The sequence below is a fragment of the Leptotrichia sp. SK-5 genome (assembly GCF_055387215.1).
This window is the reverse complement of the sequence record NZ_AP028931.1, coordinates 1,816,787-1,839,185: the sequence shown is the minus strand read 5'-3', so window position 1 is coordinate 1,839,185 and position 22,399 is coordinate 1,816,787. Positions and strand designations below refer to the sequence as shown.

31 protein-coding genes are annotated in these 22,399 nt (G+C 28.5%); 11 read left to right on the top strand and 20 right to left on the bottom strand.

Translation table 11 applies throughout. The annotated features are described in order from the left end of the window. From ACZ5B9_RS09285 to ACZ5B9_RS09225, 13 genes are all read right to left on the bottom strand, one after another. Complete coding sequence (locus ACZ5B9_RS09285; protein WP_026747980.1) at positions 1 to 663, bottom strand: DUF6683 family protein; 663 nt, start codon at positions 661 to 663, stop codon at positions 1 to 3. Between the two features lie 33 nt (positions 664 to 696). Further along, positions 697 to 1,431: a hypothetical protein gene (locus ACZ5B9_RS09280; RefSeq protein ID WP_464422347.1), complete on the bottom strand. Its 735-nt coding sequence runs from the start codon at positions 1,429 to 1,431 to the stop codon at positions 697 to 699. Between the two features lie 85 nt (positions 1,432 to 1,516). Beyond that, positions 1,517 to 2,329, bottom strand: a complete 813-nt coding sequence (locus ACZ5B9_RS09275) for a TraX family protein (protein ID WP_464422346.1) — start codon at positions 2,327 to 2,329, stop codon at positions 1,517 to 1,519. A 21-nt stretch (positions 2,330 to 2,350) separates the two neighbouring features. After that, the gene (locus ACZ5B9_RS09270; protein ID WP_464422345.1) at positions 2,351 to 3,130 is read right to left on the bottom strand and encodes a DUF6683 family protein; all 780 of its coding nucleotides are present in this window, start codon (positions 3,128 to 3,130) and stop codon (positions 2,351 to 2,353) included. A gap of 111 nt (positions 3,131 to 3,241) precedes the next feature. After that, entirely contained in the window at positions 3,242 to 4,012 is a 771-nt protein-coding gene (locus tag ACZ5B9_RS09265) for a DUF6683 family protein (protein ID WP_464422343.1), read from the bottom strand. Positions 4,013 to 4,113: 101 nt separating this feature from the next. Continuing rightward, entirely contained in the window at positions 4,114 to 4,875 is a 762-nt protein-coding gene (locus ACZ5B9_RS09260; protein WP_464422342.1) for a DUF6683 family protein, read from the bottom strand. 101 nt (positions 4,876 to 4,976) lie between these two features. Then, the gene (locus ACZ5B9_RS09255) at positions 4,977 to 5,756 is read right to left on the bottom strand and encodes a DUF6683 family protein (protein WP_464422340.1); all 780 of its coding nucleotides are present in this window, start codon (positions 5,754 to 5,756) and stop codon (positions 4,977 to 4,979) included. 97 nt (positions 5,757 to 5,853) lie between these two features. Next, positions 5,854 to 6,684, bottom strand: coding sequence for an amino acid decarboxylase (locus tag ACZ5B9_RS09250; protein ID WP_464422338.1), 831 nt, complete (start codon positions 6,682 to 6,684; stop codon positions 5,854 to 5,856). Continuing rightward, positions 6,671 to 7,084 (bottom strand): flagellar biosynthesis protein FliQ, encoded by a 414-nt coding sequence (locus ACZ5B9_RS09245; RefSeq protein ID WP_464422336.1) that lies wholly within the window; start codon positions 7,082 to 7,084, stop codon positions 6,671 to 6,673. Before ACZ5B9_RS09245 ends, ACZ5B9_RS09250 begins: the two co-directional genes overlap by 14 nt. An 84-nt stretch (positions 7,085 to 7,168) precedes the next feature. Continuing rightward, positions 7,169 to 7,432, bottom strand: coding sequence for a hypothetical protein (locus ACZ5B9_RS09240; protein ID WP_464422334.1), 264 nt, complete (start codon positions 7,430 to 7,432; stop codon positions 7,169 to 7,171). Between the two features lie 74 nt (positions 7,433 to 7,506). Beyond that, positions 7,507 to 7,785: a hypothetical protein gene (locus tag ACZ5B9_RS09235; protein WP_464422333.1), complete on the bottom strand. Its 279-nt coding sequence runs from the start codon at positions 7,783 to 7,785 to the stop codon at positions 7,507 to 7,509. A 27-nt stretch (positions 7,786 to 7,812) separates the two neighbouring features. Beyond that, positions 7,813 to 8,346: a hypothetical protein gene (locus ACZ5B9_RS09230; RefSeq protein WP_464422332.1), complete on the bottom strand. Its 534-nt coding sequence runs from the start codon at positions 8,344 to 8,346 to the stop codon at positions 7,813 to 7,815. A gap of 243 nt (positions 8,347 to 8,589) precedes the next feature. Beyond that, positions 8,590 to 9,108, bottom strand: coding sequence for a DNA methyltransferase (locus tag ACZ5B9_RS09225; protein WP_464422331.1), 519 nt, complete (start codon positions 9,106 to 9,108; stop codon positions 8,590 to 8,592). 233 nt (positions 9,109 to 9,341) lie between these two features. Between ACZ5B9_RS09225 and ACZ5B9_RS09220 the strand changes: the two genes are divergently transcribed. Next, entirely contained in the window at positions 9,342 to 9,938 is a 597-nt protein-coding gene (locus ACZ5B9_RS09220) for a lysostaphin resistance A-like protein (RefSeq protein ID WP_464422329.1), read from the top strand. Between the two features lie 58 nt (positions 9,939 to 9,996). Here the strand turns inward: ACZ5B9_RS09220 and ACZ5B9_RS09215 are convergent, their stop codons facing one another. From ACZ5B9_RS09215 to ACZ5B9_RS09185, 7 genes are all read right to left on the bottom strand, one after another. Beyond that, positions 9,997 to 10,608, bottom strand: a complete 612-nt coding sequence (locus tag ACZ5B9_RS09215; RefSeq protein ID WP_464422327.1) for a PepSY domain-containing protein — start codon at positions 10,606 to 10,608, stop codon at positions 9,997 to 9,999. After that, positions 10,605 to 11,969 carry a sensor histidine kinase gene (locus ACZ5B9_RS09210; RefSeq protein WP_464422326.1) on the bottom strand — a complete coding sequence of 455 codons (1,365 nt, stop codon included), beginning with the start codon at positions 11,967 to 11,969 and terminating at the stop codon, positions 10,605 to 10,607. Before ACZ5B9_RS09210 ends, ACZ5B9_RS09215 begins: the two co-directional genes overlap by 4 nt. Then, on the bottom strand, positions 11,956 to 12,639 hold the full coding sequence (locus tag ACZ5B9_RS09205) for a response regulator transcription factor (protein ID WP_464422325.1): 684 nt from the start codon (positions 12,637 to 12,639) through the stop codon (positions 11,956 to 11,958). The genes ACZ5B9_RS09210 and ACZ5B9_RS09205 overlap by 14 nt, the downstream gene beginning before the upstream one ends. Then, positions 12,639 to 12,863: a hypothetical protein gene (locus ACZ5B9_RS09200; RefSeq protein WP_021769237.1), complete on the bottom strand. Its 225-nt coding sequence runs from the start codon at positions 12,861 to 12,863 to the stop codon at positions 12,639 to 12,641. The genes ACZ5B9_RS09205 and ACZ5B9_RS09200 overlap by 1 nt, the downstream gene beginning before the upstream one ends. Then, a complete protein-coding gene (locus tag ACZ5B9_RS09195) occupies positions 12,854 to 13,537 on the bottom strand; it encodes a DUF2628 domain-containing protein (protein ID WP_464422323.1) in 684 nt (227 codons plus the stop codon). Before ACZ5B9_RS09195 ends, ACZ5B9_RS09200 begins: the two co-directional genes overlap by 10 nt. Before the next feature lie 58 nt (positions 13,538 to 13,595). Continuing rightward, positions 13,596 to 14,183 (bottom strand): ABC transporter substrate-binding protein, encoded by a 588-nt coding sequence (locus ACZ5B9_RS09190; RefSeq protein WP_464422321.1) that lies wholly within the window; start codon positions 14,181 to 14,183, stop codon positions 13,596 to 13,598. A 188-nt stretch (positions 14,184 to 14,371) separates the two neighbouring features. Continuing rightward, positions 14,372 to 14,995, bottom strand: coding sequence for a hypothetical protein (locus tag ACZ5B9_RS09185; protein ID WP_464422319.1), 624 nt, complete (start codon positions 14,993 to 14,995; stop codon positions 14,372 to 14,374). Positions 14,996 to 15,272: 277 nt separating this feature from the next. Between ACZ5B9_RS09185 and ACZ5B9_RS09180 the strand changes: the two genes are divergently transcribed. From ACZ5B9_RS09180 to ACZ5B9_RS09135, 10 genes are all read left to right on the top strand, one after another. After that, positions 15,273 to 15,506, top strand: coding sequence for a hypothetical protein (locus ACZ5B9_RS09180; protein WP_464422318.1), 234 nt, complete (start codon positions 15,273 to 15,275; stop codon positions 15,504 to 15,506). Between the two features lie 367 nt (positions 15,507 to 15,873). Beyond that, positions 15,874 to 16,095: a hypothetical protein gene (locus tag ACZ5B9_RS09175; protein WP_464422316.1), complete on the top strand. Its 222-nt coding sequence runs from the start codon at positions 15,874 to 15,876 to the stop codon at positions 16,093 to 16,095. A 358-nt stretch (positions 16,096 to 16,453) separates the two neighbouring features. Next, positions 16,454 to 16,903 carry a prepilin-type N-terminal cleavage/methylation domain-containing protein gene (locus ACZ5B9_RS09170; RefSeq protein ID WP_464422315.1) on the top strand — a complete coding sequence of 150 codons (450 nt, stop codon included), beginning with the start codon at positions 16,454 to 16,456 and terminating at the stop codon, positions 16,901 to 16,903. Continuing rightward, a complete protein-coding gene (locus ACZ5B9_RS09165) occupies positions 16,903 to 17,349 on the top strand; it encodes a prepilin peptidase (RefSeq protein ID WP_464422313.1) in 447 nt (148 codons plus the stop codon). The genes ACZ5B9_RS09170 and ACZ5B9_RS09165 overlap by 1 nt, the downstream gene beginning before the upstream one ends. 14 nt (positions 17,350 to 17,363) lie before the next feature. Then, entirely contained in the window at positions 17,364 to 17,822 is a 459-nt protein-coding gene (locus tag ACZ5B9_RS09160) for a type IV pilus modification PilV family protein (protein WP_464422312.1), read from the top strand. A 26-nt stretch (positions 17,823 to 17,848) separates the two neighbouring features. Beyond that, positions 17,849 to 18,307, top strand: a complete 459-nt coding sequence (locus tag ACZ5B9_RS09155) for a hypothetical protein (RefSeq protein WP_464422311.1) — start codon at positions 17,849 to 17,851, stop codon at positions 18,305 to 18,307. A 16-nt stretch (positions 18,308 to 18,323) separates the two neighbouring features. After that, positions 18,324 to 18,920 carry a hypothetical protein gene (locus tag ACZ5B9_RS09150; RefSeq protein WP_464422310.1) on the top strand — a complete coding sequence of 199 codons (597 nt, stop codon included), beginning with the start codon at positions 18,324 to 18,326 and terminating at the stop codon, positions 18,918 to 18,920. A gap of 53 nt (positions 18,921 to 18,973) precedes the next feature. Next, positions 18,974 to 20,383 carry a hypothetical protein gene (locus tag ACZ5B9_RS09145; protein WP_464422309.1) on the top strand — a complete coding sequence of 470 codons (1,410 nt, stop codon included), beginning with the start codon at positions 18,974 to 18,976 and terminating at the stop codon, positions 20,381 to 20,383. 98 nt (positions 20,384 to 20,481) lie between these two features. After that, positions 20,482 to 21,048 (top strand): hypothetical protein, encoded by a 567-nt coding sequence (locus ACZ5B9_RS09140; protein WP_464422308.1) that lies wholly within the window; start codon positions 20,482 to 20,484, stop codon positions 21,046 to 21,048. A 30-nt stretch (positions 21,049 to 21,078) separates the two neighbouring features. Beyond that, positions 21,079 to 22,263: a type II secretion system protein GspD gene (locus ACZ5B9_RS09135; RefSeq protein WP_464422307.1), complete on the top strand. Its 1,185-nt coding sequence runs from the start codon at positions 21,079 to 21,081 to the stop codon at positions 22,261 to 22,263. Positions 22,264 to 22,399 lie beyond the last annotated feature (136 nt).

Below are 22,399 nucleotides of genomic sequence, written 5' to 3'. Positions count from 1 at the left end.
TTAATAAGATATTCCTTGAGCTGTTATACGGACTCTATCAGCATCCACTTTTAAAATAGCTTCAAGTATTTGTTTTCCTGCCTCCCTTAATTGAGCTGTAGTCTGTGAATTAGGATTGCTCTGATTTAAGGACTGTCCCACAGCTAAAGTCATTCCAACCATAACCATCTGGTCGTACATACTTTTTTTCTCCCTGTTGCTCATTCCGTCAAAAAATCCGCTGTTTTCAAGATGAGCCTTGAACTGATCTGCCATAGGTTTCACATAGTCATCATTAAGACTTATATTGTTATATGCCATGTATGCTCCTGCTATTACAGCCGCTACTGCTGAAGACAAATCATTTGTCGGTATTCCTACAGAATGGGCTACCTGTGGGAAAGAATCATACAGCTGTTTTAATGATGCCCTTATTTCCTTTTGCTGGCTTTTTGGATAAGTTGCAACCAATGTTTCCAGTCCATCGGTACTTCCGTCCTGTGTGAAAGTAAGTGATGATTTTCCGTAAGATTTACCTTGTGAAGATGAAGTTGTATTTAAAAGTTCCTGCATTATTTCATTTTTAAACATATCGCCATAATCAGCATGAGCTTGTCCTGAAATTCCAAGTCCCAGTGCTAAAATACTTAAAAGAAATATTTTTTTCATAAATTTTGCTTTCATAACTTTTCCTCCTGTAATTTTTTTATTTTACTATTAATTTAAATTATATAATTTTTTCTTGTTTTCCTCATATTTTTTACTATTAGTAGATTTTAACATTTCATTATCCTTTTTGGCATTTTCTAAAGCTATGTTATACAAAAGGGGATTATAGTTTTCTTTTAGAAATTTTTGGTTAACTATAAAAGTCTCTACTGCTTTTTCATTATTTCCTGACAATCTGTAAGCCTGTATCAAATTTTTTTCAATTATTTCTGAAAGTACATTATTTAATACTTTAATATCCTTGTATTCCGCATAACTCTGTTTACCATGTTTTAAAATACCTATTGCTTTTTCATAATATTCAGCACTTTCCTTATATTTTTTTTCATAAAAGAGAATATCTGCCATCACTCTGTAACCATAAGAATAATCAGGAGCATTTTTTAAAAATATTTCTGTAATTTCCTTTGTTCTTTTAAATTCACGGTTTTGATAAAATGCCACAGTTACATAATTATGGTATTTCTCAAGATTTTTGCTGTCCTTTAAAAATTCCTCTTCCGCTTTTTTTATAACTTCTTCTGATGAAACTTCTTTCTGCTTTTCTATTTCAGAGCTGTCTTTTTCTGAATTCTTTTTATTTTCTTCAGTTTTATTTTTATCGCTCTGGCTTGTATCAATATTATTACCTTTTTTTGTTTTATTTTGTTCTTGTTTCTTATTGCAGCTAAAAACAGCAAAAACTATCATAGCTATCATTAAAATTTTTTTCAATTTTATCACTTCCCCAATGGATACAGAATTTTTTATGTTTTCTATTTTCCTAACAGTCCTTCTTAAACTTTTGCTTTGTAAATATTGGCTTCACTTAATTTCCATAATTCTTACCTATCAAAGAAATCAGATATATCATAAAAGAAACATAAATCGCCACTATTAGTAAAAGGTGTAATGGATAAAAGAAATAAAACATATATTTTGTAAATTTATTATGAATACCCTGCTTTCCGTTATAAAGCCATATTATCGGCAGTGAAAATATCGCAAATATCTGTGTTTTTATAAATATTTCATTTCCAAAAAAGTTAAACGGAAATTCAAGTCCAGGCATAATAAATACGTTTAGAAACACCATTAATACAGCCTGAAATATTATATTCCTGTAATCTTTCCCCCTGAAAAAATAGAATATCAGAATAATTGCAATCCCATATCCTAAATAATCACTTCTTGCAAAATGTGCAATTGCGACAGTTAAAATGCTTATAGCAGCTTTTACAAAAAATTTTATTATTTTATTCATATTTTCTGATTTTTCCGTTTTTTCCAGTAAATTCATTCCACATAAGGCAATTCCAAAAGTCCATAATACATTGTTATATGGATAAAATACCATTATTTCTCCTCTTAATGCCAGACTTGCAAAAAGATTGAACGGAATTTCCGAAATAGCTGCAAAAATAAAGATACGTATTAAATATTTTTTTCTGTTTTTAGTCCTGTAAAATCCTTCCGTAAGCATAAAGGCAAAAATAGGAAAGGCAAGTCTTCCAAGCATATTTAACCATATCTGATTAGGAAAAAATATATTCCACAGATGATCTGCCACCATAAATGCCATTGCTAGAATATGTAGTGTAAAAGAATTTATCCCTTTAGAAAATATAACTTTTTTATCCATTTTCACTCCTATTCTATTATTTTAATAAGAAAGCCCTGATGCCGTTATTCTCACTTTGCTTGCACTTACTCCAAGAAGTCCCTCAAGCACCTTTTTACCAGCCTGTCTTAATTGAGCTGTAGTCTTTGCATTTGGATTTTGCTGATTTTCGGACTGACTTACAGCCAAAGTCATCCCTATTATTACCATTTGGTCATAAATATATTTTTTTTGGCTGTCACTCATTTTATCAAATTCAGAAACACTTTGCATAGCTTCTTTAAACTGATTTGCAATAGGTTTCATATAACTGTCATTCAAACTGACATTGTTATAAGCCATATATGCTCCTGCTACAACAGCTGCCATTCCTGTTGATAAATCATTTGTAGGTATTCCTACAGAACGTGCTACTTGCGGGAATGAATCCTGTAATTTTTTCAATATAGGTTTCACTTGGGCTCTTTTATTTGAAGGATATTGAAGAACTAAATCATCTAATCCTTTTGTATTTCCATCAGGTTTAAATGTTATTTTAGCTTTTTTTGTAGAAGTAACTGTCTTAGCACTTGTCGATGAAGATGTACTTTTTTTATTCGATGATGTTTTTTTTGACATTAAATTATTATATTCGTCTTCTCCATACATTTCCTCATATCTTTCTCTATTCCTTTTTTCTTGTTCTCTTGCATTTTTGAGCCCTTGATTAGCCATCCATTGTGCATTATAATCAATAAAAAAAGCGTGAGCCTGATTTGAAATTCCAAAACTTAATGCTACTATTACTGTTAAAAATATTTTTTTTATTTGCTTAACTTTCATAATTTCTCCTCCCGAATTAAATTATATATTTTCATATTTTTTGTTTTCTATTTTTTTACATTACCACTATATACTATGATAAAAAATTTCTTATTTTTGTAATTATTTATTTTAATAAATAAGTCCTGATGATGTTATTTTCACTTTGCTTGCATTTACTCCAAGAAGTCCCTCAAGCACCTGTTTACCTGCATTTCTTAACTGAGCAGTAACTTTTGCATTTGGATTTTGCTGATTTTGGGACTGATTTACAGCTAAAGTCATTCCTATTATTACCATTTGGTCATAAATATACTTTTTATCACTGTCACTCATTTTATCAAACTCAGTTACACTTTCTATAGCTTCCTTAAATTGTTTTGCCATAGGTTTCATATAACTGTCATTTAAGCTAACATTGTTATAAGCCATATATGCTCCCGCTAATATAGCAACCATTCCTGAAGACAGGTCATTTGTAGGTATTCCTACAGAACGTGCTACTTGAGGGAATGAATCATACATTTTTTTTAGATAAATTTTTGCTTCCGCTCTCTGTTTTGACGGATAGTTATTGACAAGATAATCAAGTCCTCTTGTACTTCCATCCGATTTAAAAGTTATTTTGGCTTTTTTTGCCGGTTTTGGTTTAGACGATGTTTGGGATGAAGACGATTTACTTTTACTACTTCCTGTACTCTTAGAGTTTGAACTCTTTTCAAGAATATCGTTGGTACCAGTAACTTGATTGTAATAATCAAATGTTCTTTTTAGGGTATCTTGTTCTATTTGAAATCCAATATAATCAAAATCATATCCTGCAAATGCGTGTGCAGGCTGCGACACAAATACTCCCACTCCAATAATTGCCGTAACAAATAGTTTTTTCAAATTTATTTTCATAATTATTCCTCCCGAATTGAATTATATATTTTCATATTTTTTTTGTTTTTTATTATCATTATATACTATAATAAAACTTCTTATTTTTGTAATTATTTATTTTAATAAGAAAGTCCTGATGCCGTTATTCTTACTTCACTTGCATTTACTCCAAACATTCCTTCAAGAACTTTTTTTCCTGCCTGTCTTAATTGAGCTGTAGTCTTTGCATTTGGATTTTGTTGATTTTGAGACTGATTTACTGCCAAAGTCATCCCTATTATTACCATTTGATCATAAACATATTTTTTATCACTATCGCTCATTTTATCATAATCAGAAATACTTTCAAATGCCTCTTTAAATTGTTTTTGTAAAGGCTTCATATAGTTATCATTAAGACTGACATTGTTATAAGCCATATATGCTCCCGCAATTAAAGCAGACATTCCTGTTGATAAATCATTTGTAGGTATTCCTACAGAACGTGCTACTTGCGGGAATGAGTCCTGCAATTTTTTCAAATAAACTTTTGCTTCCGCTCTCTGTTTTGATGGATAGTTATTGACAAGATCATCAAGTCCTCTTGTGCTTCCGTCCGATTTAAAAGTTATTTTGGCTTTTTTTGGAGTTTCTGCTGTTTTTGAAGACGAAGATGATGTACTTTTACTGCTTCCTTTATTTTTAGAACTTGAATTATTTTTATTTGAATTCGCTTTTTTCTTTTTATTTTTATAATAATCAGAAATTCTTTTTTCTGCATTAGTATATAAATAAGAATCATAACCGAACTCAATTGTTAAAGCTGAATATGCCGGTTGTGATACAAATAAACCTGCGCCAATAACTGCTGTAACAAATAGTTTTTTCAAATTTATTTTCATAATTATTCCTCCCGAATTGAATTATATATTTTCATATTTTTTTTGTTTTTTATTATCACTATATACTATAATAAAACTTCTTATTTTTGTAATTATTTATTTTAAAAAGAAAGCCCCGATGATGTTATTTTTACTTTACTTGCACTTACTCCAAGAAGTCCTTCAAGCACCTGTTTACCTGCATTTCTTAACTGAGCGGTAACTTTTGCATTTGGATTTTGTTGATTTTGGGATTGATTTACAGCCAAAGTCATTCCTATTATTACCATTTGGTCATATATATATTTTTTATCACTGTCACTCATTTTATCAAAGGCATCTACACCTTGAAGCACTGTTTTTAACTGATTTTGCATAGGTTTCATATAATCATCATTCAGACTTACATTGTTATATGCCATATATGCTCCTGCTATTGCAGCTGCCAGTCCTGAAGACAGGTCATTTGTAGGTATTCCTACTGAACGTGCTACCTGCGGGAAAGAATCCTGCATCTGTTTCAGGTATGTTCTTGCTTCCCCTCTCTGTTTTGACGGATAGTTATTAACAAAATAATCAAGTCCTCTTGTATTTCCGTCCGATTTAAAAGTTATTTTGGCTTTTTTTACTGGTTTTGGGGCTGTAGTTGAAGTTGTTGAACTTCCCGTTGTTTTTGTAGTTGTTTTTTTAGAATTTGATTTTTTCTTTGAAGAATAATCTCCTTTTTTAATGTGGCTTATTACTTCACTACCAAGTAAATAATTTCTTGTACTATTTATCACATTGTTTGTATAGTTAAAACTGTCTGACATATCATAATAAAATGCCTGTGCAGGCTGTGATATAAATAAACCTGCCCCAATAACTGCTATAATAAATAGTTTTTTCAAATTTATTTTCATAATTATTCCTCCTAAGAATTTTATTTTTTTATGATTTCTATTATTTAATTATACTGTATATTTTTTAGATTAAAAGAACATTAGAGTTTTTTATTTTCTATTTATTTTTTGATACTTTTTTAAATATAAGATTACTCTCAGGAACTCCAATATAAAGAGTTTGCTCATTATCCATAAGCGTTATTACATCGGCATTACTTAAATCGTATAAAAAATCTTTATCACTGTCGCTCAGTTCACTCTCTTTTTTCAGCAAGTTATTTAAATTATCTATTTCAAAAGAAATCCTGTGATTTTTTAAGAAATATTTTCCCGAATATTTTTTTCCATTTTTTCCTGTTATGACAACATTTCCTTTATCAAGTTTTATTGAAATTTTACTGTTTTTAAGTTCAAGCCCTGCAATATTTACAAGTGTCCATTCATTAGCCATTATTTTTTTCTCAAAATCTTCAATATTACTAAAAAATGAAAATCTGTCTTTATATTTTTCTTTAGAATATTTTTCCATATTATTTAACATAAAGCCGTCCCCTTTTTCAAAGCTGTTTTTCAAAAAATCGGGAATATCCTTTCTGTATATGAGATATACAGTTTCATAATTTTTATTATCCACATAGACAGGATAATAGCCGTAATCAGAATTTCCTAATGACAGCATAGGCGAAAGGATTGCTTTAACTGTTCCATTTTTGAGATTCTGCACCATAATATTACTGTCCTTATATTCAGTCGCTTTGAAAATAGTATAAGTGGGAGAATGCTCTATTTTTTCAGCAAATTCCCTGTCAATCTCATTGGATACACCTACTTCTAATATATATCCCTTGTCTATTATATCTTTTTTTGAAGGTTTTCCACAGGAAATAAATATTATTCCAAAAAGTAGAAAAATTATAAATCCTGTCAATTTTTTAATTTTTATCATACTGTTTTCTCCTTCCTATCAATAAATTTACACCAAGGCCCACAAGAAATATTACATCCAATAAACCTATGGCAAAATAAGCATAATAAGTTGGTAAAAATTCTTCATCTCCTGCTGATGAAACTAAATATTTATACGATATTAAAAATATTAGTATTTTTAATATTACACCAATTATTGTTAAAATTATCAAAGCCTTTTTTCCTATTCCTGTTTTTGCATAAAAATATGATAAAAATATATTAAGCAAAATTAATATAAGATTGCCCGAGTATATACCTCCAATCATTTTCAAATTACTTAAAACTGATACTTCTAATACAGCCAGAAAAAATAGTACCAGAATATTAAAACAGAGCAGATGAATAAAATATAGGCTTCCAAAAAATATTTTTTTCATTTTTCCTCCTTATTCAAACACTAATTAATCAGTCATTTTTCAATTTTATGATATGTAATATAGATTAAAATAAAATGAGAGTTTTTACTTTTCTTTTTTCTTTCCATAGATATAAAACCAGGCTACAAGAAATATAATTGATGGCAGTAATGACATAGTATAATTCCCTTTTCCAGTGTGCCCTATTACTTCACTACCAAGTATATAATTTCTTGTACTGTTTATCAGATTGTTTGTATAGTTAACATTGTCTGACGTATCATAATAAAATGCTTTTGCAGGCTTTGATACAAATACTCCTGCTCCGATAATTATTGCAATAAATAGTTTTTTCAAGTTTACTTTCATAATTTTTACTCCTTGCTTAAAGTTATTTTTTAATTTTGTGATATGTAATTCTAATTAAAATAAAATGAAAGTTTCTACTTCACTTTTTTCCTTTCATAGATATAAAACCAGGCTGCAAGAAATATAATTGAAGGCAGTAATGACATATTGCTGTTTGTTTTATTGCTATTATTAAAAACTTTGTTGTAGTTATCAAAAGTTTGCTGTAAAAGATTTTCCCTTAACGTATCGCTTGGCAAATTTGTAGGATCCATATAATAATCATACCCCATAAATGCATGTAACTGTTGTGATATAAAAATCCCTGCTCCAATAATTGTTATAACAAATAATTTTTTAAAATTTAATTTCATAGTTCTTTCCTCCTAAAATTTGATTTTTTACATTTTCTGTCTTTTAATAAAACTTATTACAAAAAAAACTATTCCTACAGCTAAAAGAGGAGTATTTTTTATTAAAATTCCAATAGCCAGAGCGTATATTCCTCCCCATGCAAATTTTTTAACGAAGCCATGTTCCTCTATCTTTTTATCAATTTTCGCTTCCATTTCTTTTAGCGTCAAAACCATATTATCAACCTTTTCTGCCATTTCCTTTTTATTTTCCCAAAGTATCTCGTCATCTTTTGTCACAAATCTCCAGCCACTTTTCAAAAGCATATTAATATAAATCTTATTATATAAAAAACTAAATACCATCAATATCAGAAACATTAGTATAGGCGACATCATATGAGATATAGCCGTTATTGCCAAAAGTATCCAGCCGGTCTTCCAATCTTTCCTATAAAACGGAACAAGAAAACCGAAAAAGAAAGTTATCCAGGAAAATCCAATTTTCACTATCTTTATCTCTTCTTCTTTGCTCAATGTTATTTCTTTTTTGAAGTAGCCATTTCCACTATTCATTTTCATATCCAAAATCCTCCCATCATTTATTTAAAAATCTTATTTCACTTTAACAATATGCTTTTTAGATTAAAAGAATATTAGAGGAAAAAATTGTTTTTATTTTTTGAATAACAAGATTTGTAATTTTCTGAATGTGAAATGCAATAAAAAAATGTTTAATAAAATTATACAAAAGAAATGAAAAAATTAAATACAGGGATTTACGAAAATGAATAATCCCTGCAAAAATGGAAAAATTGAAAAAATTTAGTAAACTACCTTCAATCCTTCCTCTTCCAGTTCCTGCTGTCTTATTTCCAGAAACTGAACATTTATCATATAGAGAATTTGAAAAAGTTCATCATTTGTGCTGATTGAATTATCTATAAAATCTCCAATAAATAACATATCCTGAAAAGCGAGTGCCTTATTTGTCGGAAGCTCCAGTAAATAATAATCTCCTTCTTCTTTATTTATTGTCTGTTTTGTAAGATATTCAACTGCATAGTCTGAAGCTGTTATATAACGGTACATATCACCATCATATTTACACCTCATTTGAAATACGACAAGCCTTCTTTCCTTTAATGCTTTAACAATTTCAGGATTTGCCACTTCAGGCGGTATTTCCTCATTTTTATATTTTTCTGTATCTTCATAAATTAATCTCGCTTTACTGTTTGTTTTTAGTTCTTTAGGAATATAGCACATAATTTTTTCAATCTGTTCCGCAGAGAGACTTGAACTAAAAAATATAAGTGCTAGTACAATAATTATTTTTTTCATTTTATTTCCTTTCATATGTGCAACATAAAGTAAAAATTTGATTTTAAAGTTGTTTAAATACATTATATAACAGAAAAAGGTTTTTCTCAAATAAAATCTTTAAAAATAGCTGAAAGTTACTTTACTACAAAATAAAATAAATAGAAATAGAATAAAATATCTCTCATTTTATTTTAATATTCTAATGGTAGATTATTTTACAAGAATAATTCATGAAAGGAAGAACAATCAGAATGGAAAAAAATATTAATAAATCTAAAATGAAAGAATTGAGACTGCTGATATTGAATACAGCCTGCTACTCAGCATTAATTATAACATCTGTAATAATTTTACTTACCGTTTTAAGTTCTTTGTTATCAAAAAAGATAATTCTTGCCGATTATTCAAAACAGTCTTTTGAAGTTAATGAACTGCTTAAATTCCTAGTATTTTACCCTATTGGGGAAGAGCTTTTATTGAGAGGACTAATACTTCAATTTTTAAAGAAAAAGACAAAATATGCCAATTTAATTCAGGCTGTAATTTTTGGAATACTTCATTTGAATCCAATTAAAATTATATACACAACAATATCAGGTATCTTTTTCGGAAATGTACGGCTAAGACCCAATCCAATCTGGTGGATAATTTTATTACATTCGACATTCAATCTTGTTTCGATATTCCTATACAAACCTTTTATGATTATAGTTGAAAAAATATTTTATCTTCAGAATATGCCAATAATAACATTAACTATCGTATTTATTCCACCTTTATTCATATTTGATTATACTCTTAAACAACTTAAAAATAAATTTAATTATGAAAAACTTTACAAAGTATAATTTTTTAACAAAAAATACCCTCTTCAGTATATCAAACTTTAGAGGATATTTTACTTTACTAATTCTCATTTACTTCCCAGTTTATTACTTCACCTGTTATAGCATCAATGTCGAATTTGTATTCTGTATTTTTATACACTATTCTTCCTTCATAAATCATTTTTCCTTTTTCATTATCCAGTTGAATATTTGTAACATTAATTTTTTTCGCACCAGTAATCCGTGCAACTGCTATTTCTTTTGCTTTTTCCATTCCAATATATTTTGGTGTTTTTCTTATTTCTGTATCACTGCCATTTGTATTAATGATTTTACCATCATCTCTTATTGTCGTTGAAGCCGATACTCGGTCTTTTTGGCTGTAACTCAGAACTTTTCCTGTATTCGCATCAATGTTATATTTGTATTTTTTCCGTTCTGTATAAAATTCTATTTCATATATAAATTTCTTATTTTCTTTATCCAGACGAATTTTAGTCATTTTTGCAGTATTTTTTGCCACTTTTGAATGGTCTAACGCAAGCTGCTTTGCCTGTGCAATCGAAATTTTTACATCAACATTCAGAACTCTTACTGTTTTAGTCTCTTTAGCTGAATTTCCATTTGCAGAAACTCCCATTACTGTAGTAAAAAATACTATAAGTAATTTTTTCAAAAAATTATTTTTCATTTTCCCTCCTTTTTCAACTTAAATACAAACGAACTTCCTTTTCCAATTTCACTTTCCACATAAATCTCTCCGTTATGTGCCTCTATAATCCATTTTACCATTGATAATCCAAGCCCTATATTTTCTGTTGTTCTGGAACTTTCCACCTGATAAAATCGCCCCCATATTTTAGGTATATTTTCTTTTTCTATACCGATTCCATCATCAATAATTTTACATATTGCAAAATCTTTATCCTGCGACAGTTTTATCCATATATTTCCATTTTCACAACCATAGTTAACTGCATTTGAAATTAAATTTACAAAAATTCTCATGATCATGGTCTCATCGCCAACAATAAAAATATCTTCCTCTATTTCAGAATGAATTTTTATATTTTTATTGTCTGCATTATGTTGCTGACTGTCAGCAATAAGATGTGCCATTTCACTTATATTTATTTTATCAAAATTAAGTTTCTGATTTCCTCTGTCCATTCTCGATAAAGTCAGAAGCTGTGAGATTAATTTTGACATCTTTTTAGTTTCATCAAGCACAGAAGAAATTGTATTTCTAGCATTTTCTATTGAAGTGAGATTTTCAAGACCGTATTCACATTCGGAAATTATAATTGACACAGGTGTCCGCAGCTCGTGTGAAACATCTGATGTAAACTGTGCTTCTCTTTCAAAGGAACTTTGCAGTCTGTCAAACATTGTATCAAATGTATTTGCCAAAGTGTAAATTTCATCATTTCCTTCTCCAATATTAATTCTTTGTGTCAAATCATTTCCCTCATTAATTTTCTCCGCAGCTCCCCTTATTTTTTCTATAGGTTTAAATGCTTTTTTTGTTATAAAGTATCCACTTATTGCTGAAAATAACAAGAAAAATGGTAATACAATCAGAGAAATTAAAACAATTGTTTCAATAATATTTTCCACTTCTGTTGCAGGAGCAATTCCACGAATATGAATAATACCATAGCCTGAAAAATTCTTTTTGCTGTCAAAAATATACCATTTTTTATTTTTATGTTTTATAATTCTTACATCATTTTTATCGGAAAAAGTTTCATCATATTCAAAATCCAATGGAATATCCCCATAAATAAATCCTGTTTCATCATCATAAACCGACAAATGAACATTATTATTAAAAATAATAAAATCATTGTCAATCGTAAGTTCACCATCATAAACTTCAATTTCATCGAATGCCGAGACTACAGAACTTTTCAAATTTTTATAAGCGTTTGCCCGTACAAGATTTTCACTAATATAAATTATTGTTATAAGAAATATGACTATAAGGCTTATCATAAGACTGATATACCAGAAAGTTATTTTGGACTTTATAGAAAGTTTATTCATTTTCATTATCGACCCTTAGGACATAACCCAATCCACGAATGGTATGAATAAGTTTCGGAGTATAGTTGTCATCGATCTTTTTCCTCAAATATCTGATGTAAACATCTATAACGTTGGTTCCACCTTCATAGTCATAATTCCATATGTGATCTTCTATTCTTTCTCTTGATAAAATTTTTCCTTTATTTCGTATCAAATATTCCAAAATCGAATATTCTCTACCTGAGAGTTTTATTAATAAATCATCTCTAAAAACTGTCTTAGCATCAAGATCGATTTTAAGATTAGCTACTGTAATTACATTGTCGGCATTTCCAGAATTACGTCTTAAAAGTACACGAATACGAGCCATAAGTTCTTCAAAGATAAAAGGTTTCACAAGATAGTCATCTGCACCGTAATCTAACCCTTTAACTTTATCATCTATATTGTCTCTTGCTGTTAAAAGTAATATCGGAACTTTATTTTTCTTTGCTCTTATTTTTTTAATTACTTCAAATCCATCAAGTTTTGGAAGCATAATATCTAGAATTATTGCATCATATTCAGTCCCTTCCACGTATCTGACTGCCTCCTCTCCGTCAAAACAGCTGTCAACTCCATAATATTCCTTTTTAAGCTTTTTTGTAATAAGTTCGTTCAACTTCTTTTCATCTTCTACAACTAGTAATCTCATTATCTTTCACTCTCTTCCATCTCCAGCAGAACACACCGATTCTCTTCACAAAATAATTTTAATTGCTCCATTTTTTCTTTTTTTTCACATTTTTTCTCACTTTCTGTGAACGGTTCATTTTTATTATACCTCATAAATGCTGTTAAAAACAGAGAGAGAATAAAAAGTTTTTTTATTGTGTTTCTGTAATTTCCAGATTTAATTAAATATTTTCTTATTTCCATTTTATTTTATCCTTATTTTTTACAGCTAAAAATGCTCCGCCACCTGTCAGTCCAGCTCCTAAAAGAATTAAAACAATATTTGCCGTGAAAACTCCTAAGATAAGAGAAACAAGCCCTCCACCAATTGATCTTGCAACAAATTTCTGTATTGTGCGATTTTTATGATTCATTTCCGTATTATTAGGATTTCCATTAAAAGAACTATCAATATTTGCATTATTTGTATCATAAAAATCATTATCATTGTTATTTTTTTTAAATTCAATAACTTCTATTTTTCCAGACTCTTGTTTTTTAAAATTTTCTGTTTCTTCTACCATCCTTTCTTTATTGCTTCTATGGGAATTATTTTTATCATTAAAAAGTATTCCATTTTTTTTCAAAACCTGCGCATCTTCTTCTGTAAACGGATGCCATCCTTGTTTAATAAGCCTTCTAGCATACATTTTATTATATATAAAACCAAATACCATCGGTAGAACAAATATCAACGGAAAAAATATCATACTTGCCATACCAATTACGACAAAAGAAATTCCAGCCACCATATAATCCTCTTTAATTAACGGATATATAAATCCTAAAAAAAATGCTCCCCATGAAAATCCAAATTTGATTTCTTTTCTTAAAACTCCGTTTTCGAGAACGGCTCTTTTTCCATTTATCTGTTTCATTAATAATCATCTCCTTTTATTCTATTATTTTTCAATATATGGCTAACTTAAGAAAAAATTACCATAATCTCATGCTTTCTGTACGTATATTATTTTTATTCCAGTAATTAGGATTTTTTGTTAAAATAGCTCTTTCGTTACCATATTCTTTCAAAATATATGGGCCTGTTGATAAAATTTTTTTAGAATCCATGTTATAGACAAAATATTTATCCTTATCTGAAATTTCTTTATTTTTGGGTGCATTTACAGGTTTTGCAAACTCTTTTAAATAGAATTTTGACACATCTTCCCATTTTTCCATATTTATTTTGTCTTTAAGTTCCACTTCTAATATTTTATCATTCACAGCTTTTATTATCAAATACTTATCTTCATAAAAACTTTTACTGTTTTTCCATTTACTGATTGTTCTCAGGAAATCTTCCGAAGTCATAGGCGTCCCATTGAAATATTTAAGATTATCTCTTAAATAAAAGATAATCTTTTTATAATCCTGTGAAATTTCCCATCTTTGTGCTAATCCTGCTACAATTTCACCTTTTTCGTTTTCTTTTGTCAGTCCTTCAAAAAGTAGCCTGTTTACTTCTGTATCTGAAGTATTAATGTTACTATATGATGCATTACTAAATGACAAATTAATCACAATATCAGATTCCTTTTTCCCAACAGAATTATCACAGGAAAAAATATTATAAAACTTATTATAAATATAATCAATTTTTTCATAATAATAAACCTTTCCGTATCAACTTTTCCTTTTATAGTCATTCAAAATCTACATCTATAACTGGCTTTCAGCGTTAACATATATAATCTTGAAAAAGGGAATTTCTATTGTATCGGTTTCCAGGTATATGCTATTTTTAATAATTCATCAATGTTGGATGTTTTTCCAATAATATCAATTAAATATACATTTCCATTATAATCAATATAATTTTTTCGAAAAGATATCCCAGTTGAATAATCAATAGATACTTGATAACCATTATAACCATTAATCTGAATTTTCGATAATTTAAGTTTTTCCTGCTCTTCCTCTGTTTTTGACATTTTGTTCAATGCTTCATTCGCCACTCCTTTGGCGTTCATATTTTCAACAGGTGTAAGATACAAAGTAATAGAGCTTTCATCATATCCAATATAAGTTATTTCTCCCTGACCTCCTGTATTTTCAAGCTGTTTCCATCCATTTCCAAGCGAAATATAACCTACTGTTCTGTTCCCAAATCTTGTCGCCTTTGCATCTGTTATCTGGTAATCCGTTTTTTCAATTTGTGATCCAGTTTGATTTTTATTATCATTCTGGGACTGTATACTTTCACCGTTTCTTTTATTCCGTTCAATATTTTCATTTGAATTTTTACTGTCAAAATCTGTATTTGAAATATTTCCACAAGACAGCATAATCATTCCTAAACTTATACTTAATAAAACTAATTTATGTTTTTTCATAACTTTCAACCTCTTTCTCAAATTTTTAAATATTGAATAGTATCTATACCTTTAAAGACATGGTATTATTAAAAGATTAAAATAAAATGAGAGTTTTAATTTTTATTCGTTATGAATTATATTTTAAATTTTTGATATAAAAATAGGATTTACAATTTATTCTTAAGTTAAATCTTTTATAAAAAATTAAATAAAAAATAAATAAGAAAACTAAAATGAAAATATTAAAGATACATGGTATAATATAAAATTTTATGAAATTTAGGAGAAATTTGGTATGAAAAATTTATTCAGAGAGTTGTTCTTAGGTTCTTTAATGTTGATTATAAATGCATGCGAATTATTTAGTCCAAAGGAATGGGTAAGGTTTAATAGAGAGGAAAATATGAAAGGAGAAGTGTGTCATAAGAATATTTGGACTGATGAAATAGAATGTAGGTATAAGAGACCATATTGCTTAAAAGATTCTAGTGGAGAAGTTTTAGAATGCAGTTCAAAACCTTATAATTAAAGATATTGTATTATCAATAAAAAAATGGAAGGAGACTTTTATGAAAGGCATTATTAAATTTTTGGTTATCGCAGTAATGTTTACTTTATTTGTTATTGGATGTAATACTGCGGGATATAGAAAAACATGCGATGAAAAGAACCGTTGTAAATACATACCTTATCTCTATAATAGAGATTAAAAAATGTAATATGTGAATGCGAAAAGGCTGATTTGGAAGTAAATTTCTAAGTACAGTCTTTTTTTATAATAAATTTCTAATCAAAAAAAAATGAATAAGGAAAATAAAATTGGAATATCAAAAACATAAGTTATACTCTAATAAAAGAAAAAATAAAAAAAATTATAAAATTTAGGAGGATTTGTTATGAAAAATTTACTCAGAGTATTGTTTTTGATTTCTTTAATGTTAAGCATAACTGCATGTGAATTGTTTAGTCCAAAAGAATGGGCAAAATATGAGAGAGGGAAGGCGAAAAGAGGGTATACTTGTGATTATCATAGAGATAGAGGATATGAATGTTACGATAAAAGACCATTTTGTAAAAGGGATTCGACTGGAGAAATCACAGAATGCACGGCAGATTAATTTTATTATATCAGAAAAAATGATAGAAAATTTATTAAAAATATTACTAAACTTTTAATTATTTCAGTAGTATTTGTGTTATTTATTGTTGGATGTGCCGATGTGCCGAATACTATGGGGAACAGAAAAACGTGTGATGAAAGAAATCGTTGTGAATGTTCACGGTATAAGTATGATAGATAGATATTAAAAAATATGTGAAAAGACTGGCTTGGAAAGCAAATTTCTAGGTACAGTCTTTTTTTGTATTATAAAAAAATTTAATAAATTTTAAAAATAATTTAATTTATATATTGACTTTTATTTAAAAATATAGTATAAATTATTAAATAAAAATTAATAAAAGAGGTGGTTAATTATGGATAAGGTTTCAAAAAAAGAAAAGAGTAAAATTGAAAAAATGAAAAAAAGGGAGAAAATCAAAGGATTAAAGGAAAGGGAAAAAGGGTTTACGCTCGTAGAGGTGATACTAGTAGTAGCGATTATTACGATAATATCGGCAATTGCAGTGCCACAAGTTGGGAAGTATTTGAATAAGGCTAATAGAAGTAAGGTAATTGGAGCAGTTGCAGAGCTTAATAATACGACAACTTCTTGGAGCATTGATCATGGTGGAGATGCACCTAAGAATTTACAGGATATTTTAACAGAGCATGGGAATCTTAATAAACTTGGAATTGGGCTGGACAGCAACGGGAAATTTAAGATTGGAAATATTGAAGGAAATGTAGTTTATCAGGATGGAGAGGTTTTTGCCAAAGTATCTGCAGGAAGCAAGGCATTTGCGGGGGAAGAAATTAGGAAATAATGAATATTGTGTTTGAAATTGTAAAATATTGTATTTTTTTTAGAATTATCTGGATTGATTTAAAAAAAAGGATTATTCCTGAAGAAAGTTTTGTTATTTTGCTTGTATTAGGATTGATATCAGCAATTCAAAATACCAATTTAGAAGGTTATTATTTGGGAATTTGTGCTTATTCAATGCCCATGGTAGTGCTTTATATTTTAGAAGATTATTTTGGAAAAACGCTGATAGGCTTTGGGGATGTGAAACTTATGATGGGGATTGGCGGTATTTTGGGATATTTGGGAGTGGATAAGATTGTAAATTTTTATATGATTTTGTATATCTTTTCCGGAATAGTTGCTTTTTTATTTTTATTTTTGAAAAAGTGGAAAAAGTATGAATATATTCCATTTGCACCGTTTATCATCGTAAGTTATGTTGTTTTTGAGATTTTTGGCAAATAAAAGTTGGGGAAAAAATGAGAAGGAATAGTGGAGAAACATTAATTGAGAGTTTGATTTCGATGTTTTTTGTAACAGTTATCATTGTGCCAGTTGCAAATTTATTTTTACAGACATTTAAAACAGACGTTAAAGTCGATAATTTAAATGAAAAGAATGTAAATATTGAAAATATGGCTGAAATATTAAAGGCAAAAAAATATAATGAAATTGTGAATTTCATTGGGAAATATGAGATTTCAAAAGTGGAAGATTTTTATAATAGATTTGCAGTTGAGAAAAAATATCAAGTTTTGAAAAATTTGGAACAAAAATGGGATAAAAAGGGCAAGTTTCAGGAAGATAAAATAAATGTCGAAATAAAGAGGACGGAAGGGTATTTTGTAAATGAGCTTGGACAGAAGGAATATATTTTTGAAATAAATATTGATAAAATAAGGGATTATTATTTTCCAAATATTGATGAAAATAGTTAAAAAATTAGTTTGTAGGAGGAAAATAAATGAAAAAAAGAGAAGGATATTTATTAGTGGAAATATTAATAAGTATGTTTATATTTTCTGTTCTTGTATTCGTAATTTCTGTGTTCTTAAAACGTGTAGTTATTGTAGAAAAGGCAAAGAAGGATAATCAGAAAATGTATGAGAAAATGTATTTTTCGATGGATAAAATTGTTTTGGATATAAAGAACAGAGATATTCAGAGATTTTCATATGAGGGAGAGAATAATAATATTTTTGTTAAAGAAAATCAAATAGTTTTTAAATTGAATGAGCTATTTTACAAAATTGAATTTGATAAAGGAAAATTGTATATTTCTGATGCAGAAAATTTAAAAAAGTTTGGAAGTAGAGCAGAAGTTGGGAAATTTCGTGAGGCAAAGTTTGAGAAAGTGGGAGAAGTACTTATTATTAAGTTAAATAGTGATAAAAATGATAGTGTTAGGGCTGTGAGAATTTAAATTGAGGTTTTGGATAATGGGGAATAGATATTTTAGGTTATTGAAAAATATAAAACTTGGAGGAAAAAATAAGAATATAAAAAAAAATGAGGGAGCTAGCCTTGTTTATGTTTTGGTAATTTTGTCAATAATTTCAGCATTTTCAATTAATTTTGCTTACTATGTTCGACAGAAAAAGGAAATGGTGTTTTTGAAAAGCCAAAAGGAAAATAATGTCGAGAAGAAATATTTGATACAGAAGGAAAATCAGAATGTAGAACGAATTTTGAATAAAGGGGTTTTATTTGATGGGAATACAGTTTTGTTAGATAGGAGAGAGCGATATTTTGATAGTGCTTTAAAAAAAGATGGGCAAGCTGTTGAGATAAAAAATTTGATTTTTTTAGCAAAAGATACTGAAAGTGTTGGGAATTACAAGGTTAAGTCAATAAGGGACAGCAATGATAATGAATATTCATTACCGCTTGAAGAAAATAAGGTTTATAGTGAATTGAAACTTATTTTTGCAAGGAAAATTTTGAATGAAGAGATATTGTTTCAGGAAAAGGTAGAATTTAGGAGATTAAGTTCACTAGAAGTGGAAATGAAGGTTTTGGAATCAGGTTTTTTATAGAACTGTTCAAAATGGAATGCTTAGAAATAAGATAAAATATTAAAGGGGGAGTGATGGGAGACAGAATAAAAATATATATAAGAAGTAAAAATAAGATTTATATATATTTTAACGAAGAAATATATTTTTTTGAAAATCAGGAACTAGAAATGGCTTTAGAATCGTTTATTGAGGAAAATCAGACTGAAAAAAATACTAAAGTAACTGTAATTTTACATTTTTCATATTTTTTATTTAGTAATTTTGGAGAAAATGTGGAAGAATCTGATAAAAAAGAAAATAATATTGAAAAGTTAGCGAAAAAATCTGTGAAATTGGAAGATGTTTCGGAAATTTTTAAGAAAAAGATTAGTTTTGTAAATAGAAAATTAGTTATAAATCATTTTGAAAATCAATTTTTAGATATTTATTTGGATAAAAGGGAGATTAATAAAGTAAAAAATTTCCTGAAAAAATATTCTATGGTAATTTCGGAGCTGAAAATAGATTTTGATGCTGTTTATAATTATTATAAGGACGGAAATTTTGAAATAAATCAGAGTGAAAATTTTGAAAATGAAAATAATTTTTTGAAAAATGAAGAAAATTTTCAGAATGTGATAGGAAATTTTGAAATTGTCCAGAAAACAGGAATTATTGAAAATTCAGATATTGATAGAAATTTTGGTGAAATAGAGGAAATTGATATAAATGAAGAGAGTAGCGATAATCAAGAGATTTTTAGCAATGGTGTAAAGTCAGGGAATAAAAGTGATAGAATAGAGATTTTGCAGATTGGGGAAGAAAATAGCCTTAGAATTTTAATTGTGGATGAGAAAATTACTGAAATAGAAAAAATTGAGTTGAAAACTGAGGATGTGAATGATTTTGAAAACTTTGATTTTGGAGATATGAAAGTTGTCGGAAGTGGAGAAAATGATGTAAAAGTTATATTTACAGGGGCTGAACTTTCGGATAGTCCTGATTTTGTGAATAAAACGGCAATTTTTGATAAAGAGAGTGTAAAAAATATAAAATTTTCTGATGTTGTTATTGCTGGAATTTGTATCATTGCGTATTTTGGGATTTATAATTCAATTCCACTTCAGAAAAAAACTGTTGAAAATGAAATTATTCAGAAGGAGATAAAATCGCTGGAAAAGGACTATTTAAATAAGAAGGCTGAGGAAATTCCAGATTATTCAAAGGAGCTTGCTACATTTCGTGAAATTGATGGTGCGATAAAAAGGCGAGAGTATTATTCGGTTATAAAATTTTTGGTTGAGAATAGCAAAAATGGGATTGACTATACAAAAATTAATTATGAGAATGCAAAGTGGACTGTACAGGGGGAGATGGAGAATTTTAATAATTTTGAGAGATTTGAGAATAATATTTTGAGAAAATATCCGAATTCTGAATTGGGGTATTTGAAGGATAATGATACAGCGACTGTTTTTGAATATGTGGTTGAGTCTTTTTAAAATGAAATGTGTAAAAATTAAATAGATTTAGGATTTTAGGTAAATAATCGAAACTTGAAGTTTTTTTGATTGAATAAAAAAATATAGGAAGAAATAAAATGATAAAATTGAATTTGAAAATATTAATACTTTTGGCTGGGATTGTTTTTATGATGGTGAATATTAATAAAAAGTATGGGAAGTATAAGGAAGTTTTGAGTAACAGGAAGATTTTGATTGAGAATAAAAGGAATCTGGAAAGTAAGATTGTAGATGTAATGGAGGAGAAAAAGTCAGAACGTGAAAGAATTATGGGAGAATATAATCAAATATTGGCATTAACTCAAAGATTGTCGTTTTTGTCGATAAAAAATGAATCTGAATTTAAAAAGATGATTTATGTGTTTTCGCATGACAGCGGGCTTAAAATGAAGGAAATCTCAAAATCGGAAAATGTGTGGGAACGCAATGGGTATAGGCTCAAATATATTCATTTTACGATGTATGGAAGTCTTAATGATTTTGGGAAGTTTATTTATTTTGTGAATAAAAGCAGAAAATATATTGATACTTCCAAAATGTTTATGGAACTCACGAGCGATGGATTTAAAATTTCGCTTGGCTTTATAGAGAAAGTTATAGACAAAAAGAAAATTAATGCTGAAAATAAAGGGAAAATTGCATAAATCACATATTTGAAAGTGGGGATTAAAATTTTGAAAAAAAAGAGAAGTTACAGATTGTTAATTGTTTGCTTTTTGGCTTTTTTGCTTGCTTTGAGTAATATTTTTGGAGCGAAAGCGGCTGATTATGTGAATAAGAGCGATGTGGAAAATGCTAAAAAAATATTTATTTATGAAGTTCCGAAGAAAGTGCAGGCTGAAAAAAAGGAAAATAGTGATAATAAGGGGAAAAACAGTAATAAAAAGGATAATAAAGATAATAATCCTGTAACTAAAAAAGAGGAAAATAAGAATCAGGGACAGAATCAGAATAACGCACAGCAGACTGTAAAGGAAGTTAAAAAGAAAACTGGGGAAGTTGACTTGGAATACAGAAATGTGAAAGATATTACCGAGGCACTTAATGGATTTTTTGGATTTGAAGTTATTGGAATTGATAATAAAGTAATTTTTAGTGGAGATGAGAGTAAAGTTGAGGAGATGAAAAGGATTATAAAGTCGCTGGATAAGGAAAAGGAGCAGATTATAATAAAGGGAACTATAATTGATACAAGTTCAAATCTTTTTGAGCGCCTTGGAATTGACTGGAGCATAAATAGTAATAATTCTAATGCGACTAAGGATAATCTGGTGGCAAAATTTTTGAATGGAGAAGTTTCGATTGCGTCAATTTTTTCAAAAGGAGGACGATTTTTAGGAATAGATTTTAACTTGCTGAAGGAAAATGGAGATATACGGATTGAGGCTATGCCGACACTTATGATTATGGAAAATGAGGAAGGGGAATTAAAGGTTACGGAGGAAGTGCTTGTTGGAGAAAAAAAGACTACAAAGAAAGATACAGAATATGTAGAGCCAATTTTTTCTGAAGCAGGTATAGTCTTTAGGATAAATCCTGAAATTAGAAAAATTAATGGAATAAAGAAAATTCTGCTTAAAATTGATACAGAAATAAGCAACTTTAAGCTAACTTCAAGCTATAACGCATCTTCTGGAGCTAAACAGAAGAATCAGACTAAAACAACAATTACGTTGAATAATGGTGGCTCAACTTTTATTGGAGGGCTAAAGCAGGATGTGAGCAAGGAAACGATAAGAAGAGTGCCGGTGTTATCAAAAATTCCTATAATTGGTCCACTGTTTAAATATCGACGTACTAATAGGGAAATGAGGGATATTTATATTGAAATTGAGGCAGTAATTCAAGATAAAACTTAATAAAAAAATAATCATTTTAAACTTTTTTCAGTTCAAATGAAAAACTTTACAAATTATACTGAAAATTTCCAAAATATGTAGTATAATATTAAATAAAGACTAAAATTAAAATTATAATTATAATTTAAAACAGTAA

Excerpts from the sequence above, each read along its gene's own strand:
- ACZ5B9_RS09220 (WP_464422329.1), top strand. The coding sequence starts at position 9,342 with ATGGAAAAAAATATTAATAAATCTAAAATGAAAGAATTGAGACTGCTG.
- ACZ5B9_RS09155 (WP_464422311.1), top strand. The coding sequence starts at position 17,849 with ATGAAAAAAAGAGAAGGATATTTATTAGTGGAAATATTAATAAGTATG.
- ACZ5B9_RS09230 (WP_464422332.1), bottom strand. The coding sequence starts at position 8,346 with ATGAAAATGAATAGTGGAAATGGCTACTTCAAAAAAGAAATAACATTG.
- ACZ5B9_RS09275 (WP_464422346.1), bottom strand. The coding sequence starts at position 2,329 with ATGGATAAAAAAGTTATATTTTCTAAAGGGATAAATTCTTTTACACTA.
- ACZ5B9_RS09175 (WP_464422316.1), top strand. The coding sequence starts at position 15,874 with ATGAAAAATTTACTCAGAGTATTGTTTTTGATTTCTTTAATGTTAAGC.
- ACZ5B9_RS09180 (WP_464422318.1), top strand. The coding sequence starts at position 15,273 with ATGAAAAATTTATTCAGAGAGTTGTTCTTAGGTTCTTTAATGTTGATT.
- ACZ5B9_RS09225 (WP_464422331.1), bottom strand. The coding sequence starts at position 9,108 with ATGAAAAAAATAATTATTGTACTAGCACTTATATTTTTTAGTTCAAGT.
- ACZ5B9_RS09140 (WP_464422308.1), top strand. The coding sequence starts at position 20,482 with ATGATAAAATTGAATTTGAAAATATTAATACTTTTGGCTGGGATTGTT.
- ACZ5B9_RS09285 (WP_026747980.1), bottom strand. The coding sequence starts at position 663 with ATGAAAGCAAAATTTATGAAAAAAATATTTCTTTTAAGTATTTTAGCA.
- ACZ5B9_RS09195 (WP_464422323.1), bottom strand. The coding sequence starts at position 13,537 with ATGAAACAGATAAATGGAAAAAGAGCCGTTCTCGAAAACGGAGTTTTA.
- ACZ5B9_RS09210 (WP_464422326.1), bottom strand. The coding sequence starts at position 11,969 with ATGAAAATGAATAAACTTTCTATAAAGTCCAAAATAACTTTCTGGTAT.
- ACZ5B9_RS09200 (WP_021769237.1), bottom strand. The coding sequence starts at position 12,863 with ATGGAAATAAGAAAATATTTAATTAAATCTGGAAATTACAGAAACACA.
- ACZ5B9_RS09265 (WP_464422343.1), bottom strand. The coding sequence starts at position 4,012 with ATGAAAATAAATTTGAAAAAACTATTTGTTACGGCAATTATTGGAGTG.
- ACZ5B9_RS09245 (WP_464422336.1), bottom strand. The coding sequence starts at position 7,084 with ATGAAAAAAATATTTTTTGGAAGCCTATATTTTATTCATCTGCTCTGT.
- ACZ5B9_RS09255 (WP_464422340.1), bottom strand. The coding sequence starts at position 5,756 with ATGAAAATAAATTTGAAAAAACTATTTATTATAGCAGTTATTGGGGCA.
- ACZ5B9_RS09145 (WP_464422309.1), top strand. The coding sequence starts at position 18,974 with ATGGGAGACAGAATAAAAATATATATAAGAAGTAAAAATAAGATTTAT.
- ACZ5B9_RS09185 (WP_464422319.1), bottom strand. The coding sequence starts at position 14,995 with ATGAAAAAACATAAATTAGTTTTATTAAGTATAAGTTTAGGAATGATT.
- ACZ5B9_RS09165 (WP_464422313.1), top strand. The coding sequence starts at position 16,903 with ATGAATATTGTGTTTGAAATTGTAAAATATTGTATTTTTTTTAGAATT.
- ACZ5B9_RS09235 (WP_464422333.1), bottom strand. The coding sequence starts at position 7,785 with ATGAAATTAAATTTTAAAAAATTATTTGTTATAACAATTATTGGAGCA.
- ACZ5B9_RS09240 (WP_464422334.1), bottom strand. The coding sequence starts at position 7,432 with ATGAAAGTAAACTTGAAAAAACTATTTATTGCAATAATTATCGGAGCA.
- ACZ5B9_RS09170 (WP_464422315.1), top strand. The coding sequence starts at position 16,454 with ATGGATAAGGTTTCAAAAAAAGAAAAGAGTAAAATTGAAAAAATGAAA.
- ACZ5B9_RS09270 (WP_464422345.1), bottom strand. The coding sequence starts at position 3,130 with ATGAAAGTTAAGCAAATAAAAAAAATATTTTTAACAGTAATAGTAGCA.
- ACZ5B9_RS09215 (WP_464422327.1), bottom strand. The coding sequence starts at position 10,608 with ATGAAAAATAATTTTTTGAAAAAATTACTTATAGTATTTTTTACTACA.
- ACZ5B9_RS09160 (WP_464422312.1), top strand. The coding sequence starts at position 17,364 with ATGAGAAGGAATAGTGGAGAAACATTAATTGAGAGTTTGATTTCGATG.
- ACZ5B9_RS09205 (WP_464422325.1), bottom strand. The coding sequence starts at position 12,639 with ATGAGATTACTAGTTGTAGAAGATGAAAAGAAGTTGAACGAACTTATT.
- ACZ5B9_RS09150 (WP_464422310.1), top strand. The coding sequence starts at position 18,324 with ATGGGGAATAGATATTTTAGGTTATTGAAAAATATAAAACTTGGAGGA.
- ACZ5B9_RS09250 (WP_464422338.1), bottom strand. The coding sequence starts at position 6,684 with ATGATAAAAATTAAAAAATTGACAGGATTTATAATTTTTCTACTTTTT.
- ACZ5B9_RS09260 (WP_464422342.1), bottom strand. The coding sequence starts at position 4,875 with ATGAAAATAAATTTGAAAAAACTATTTGTTACAGCAGTTATTGGCGCA.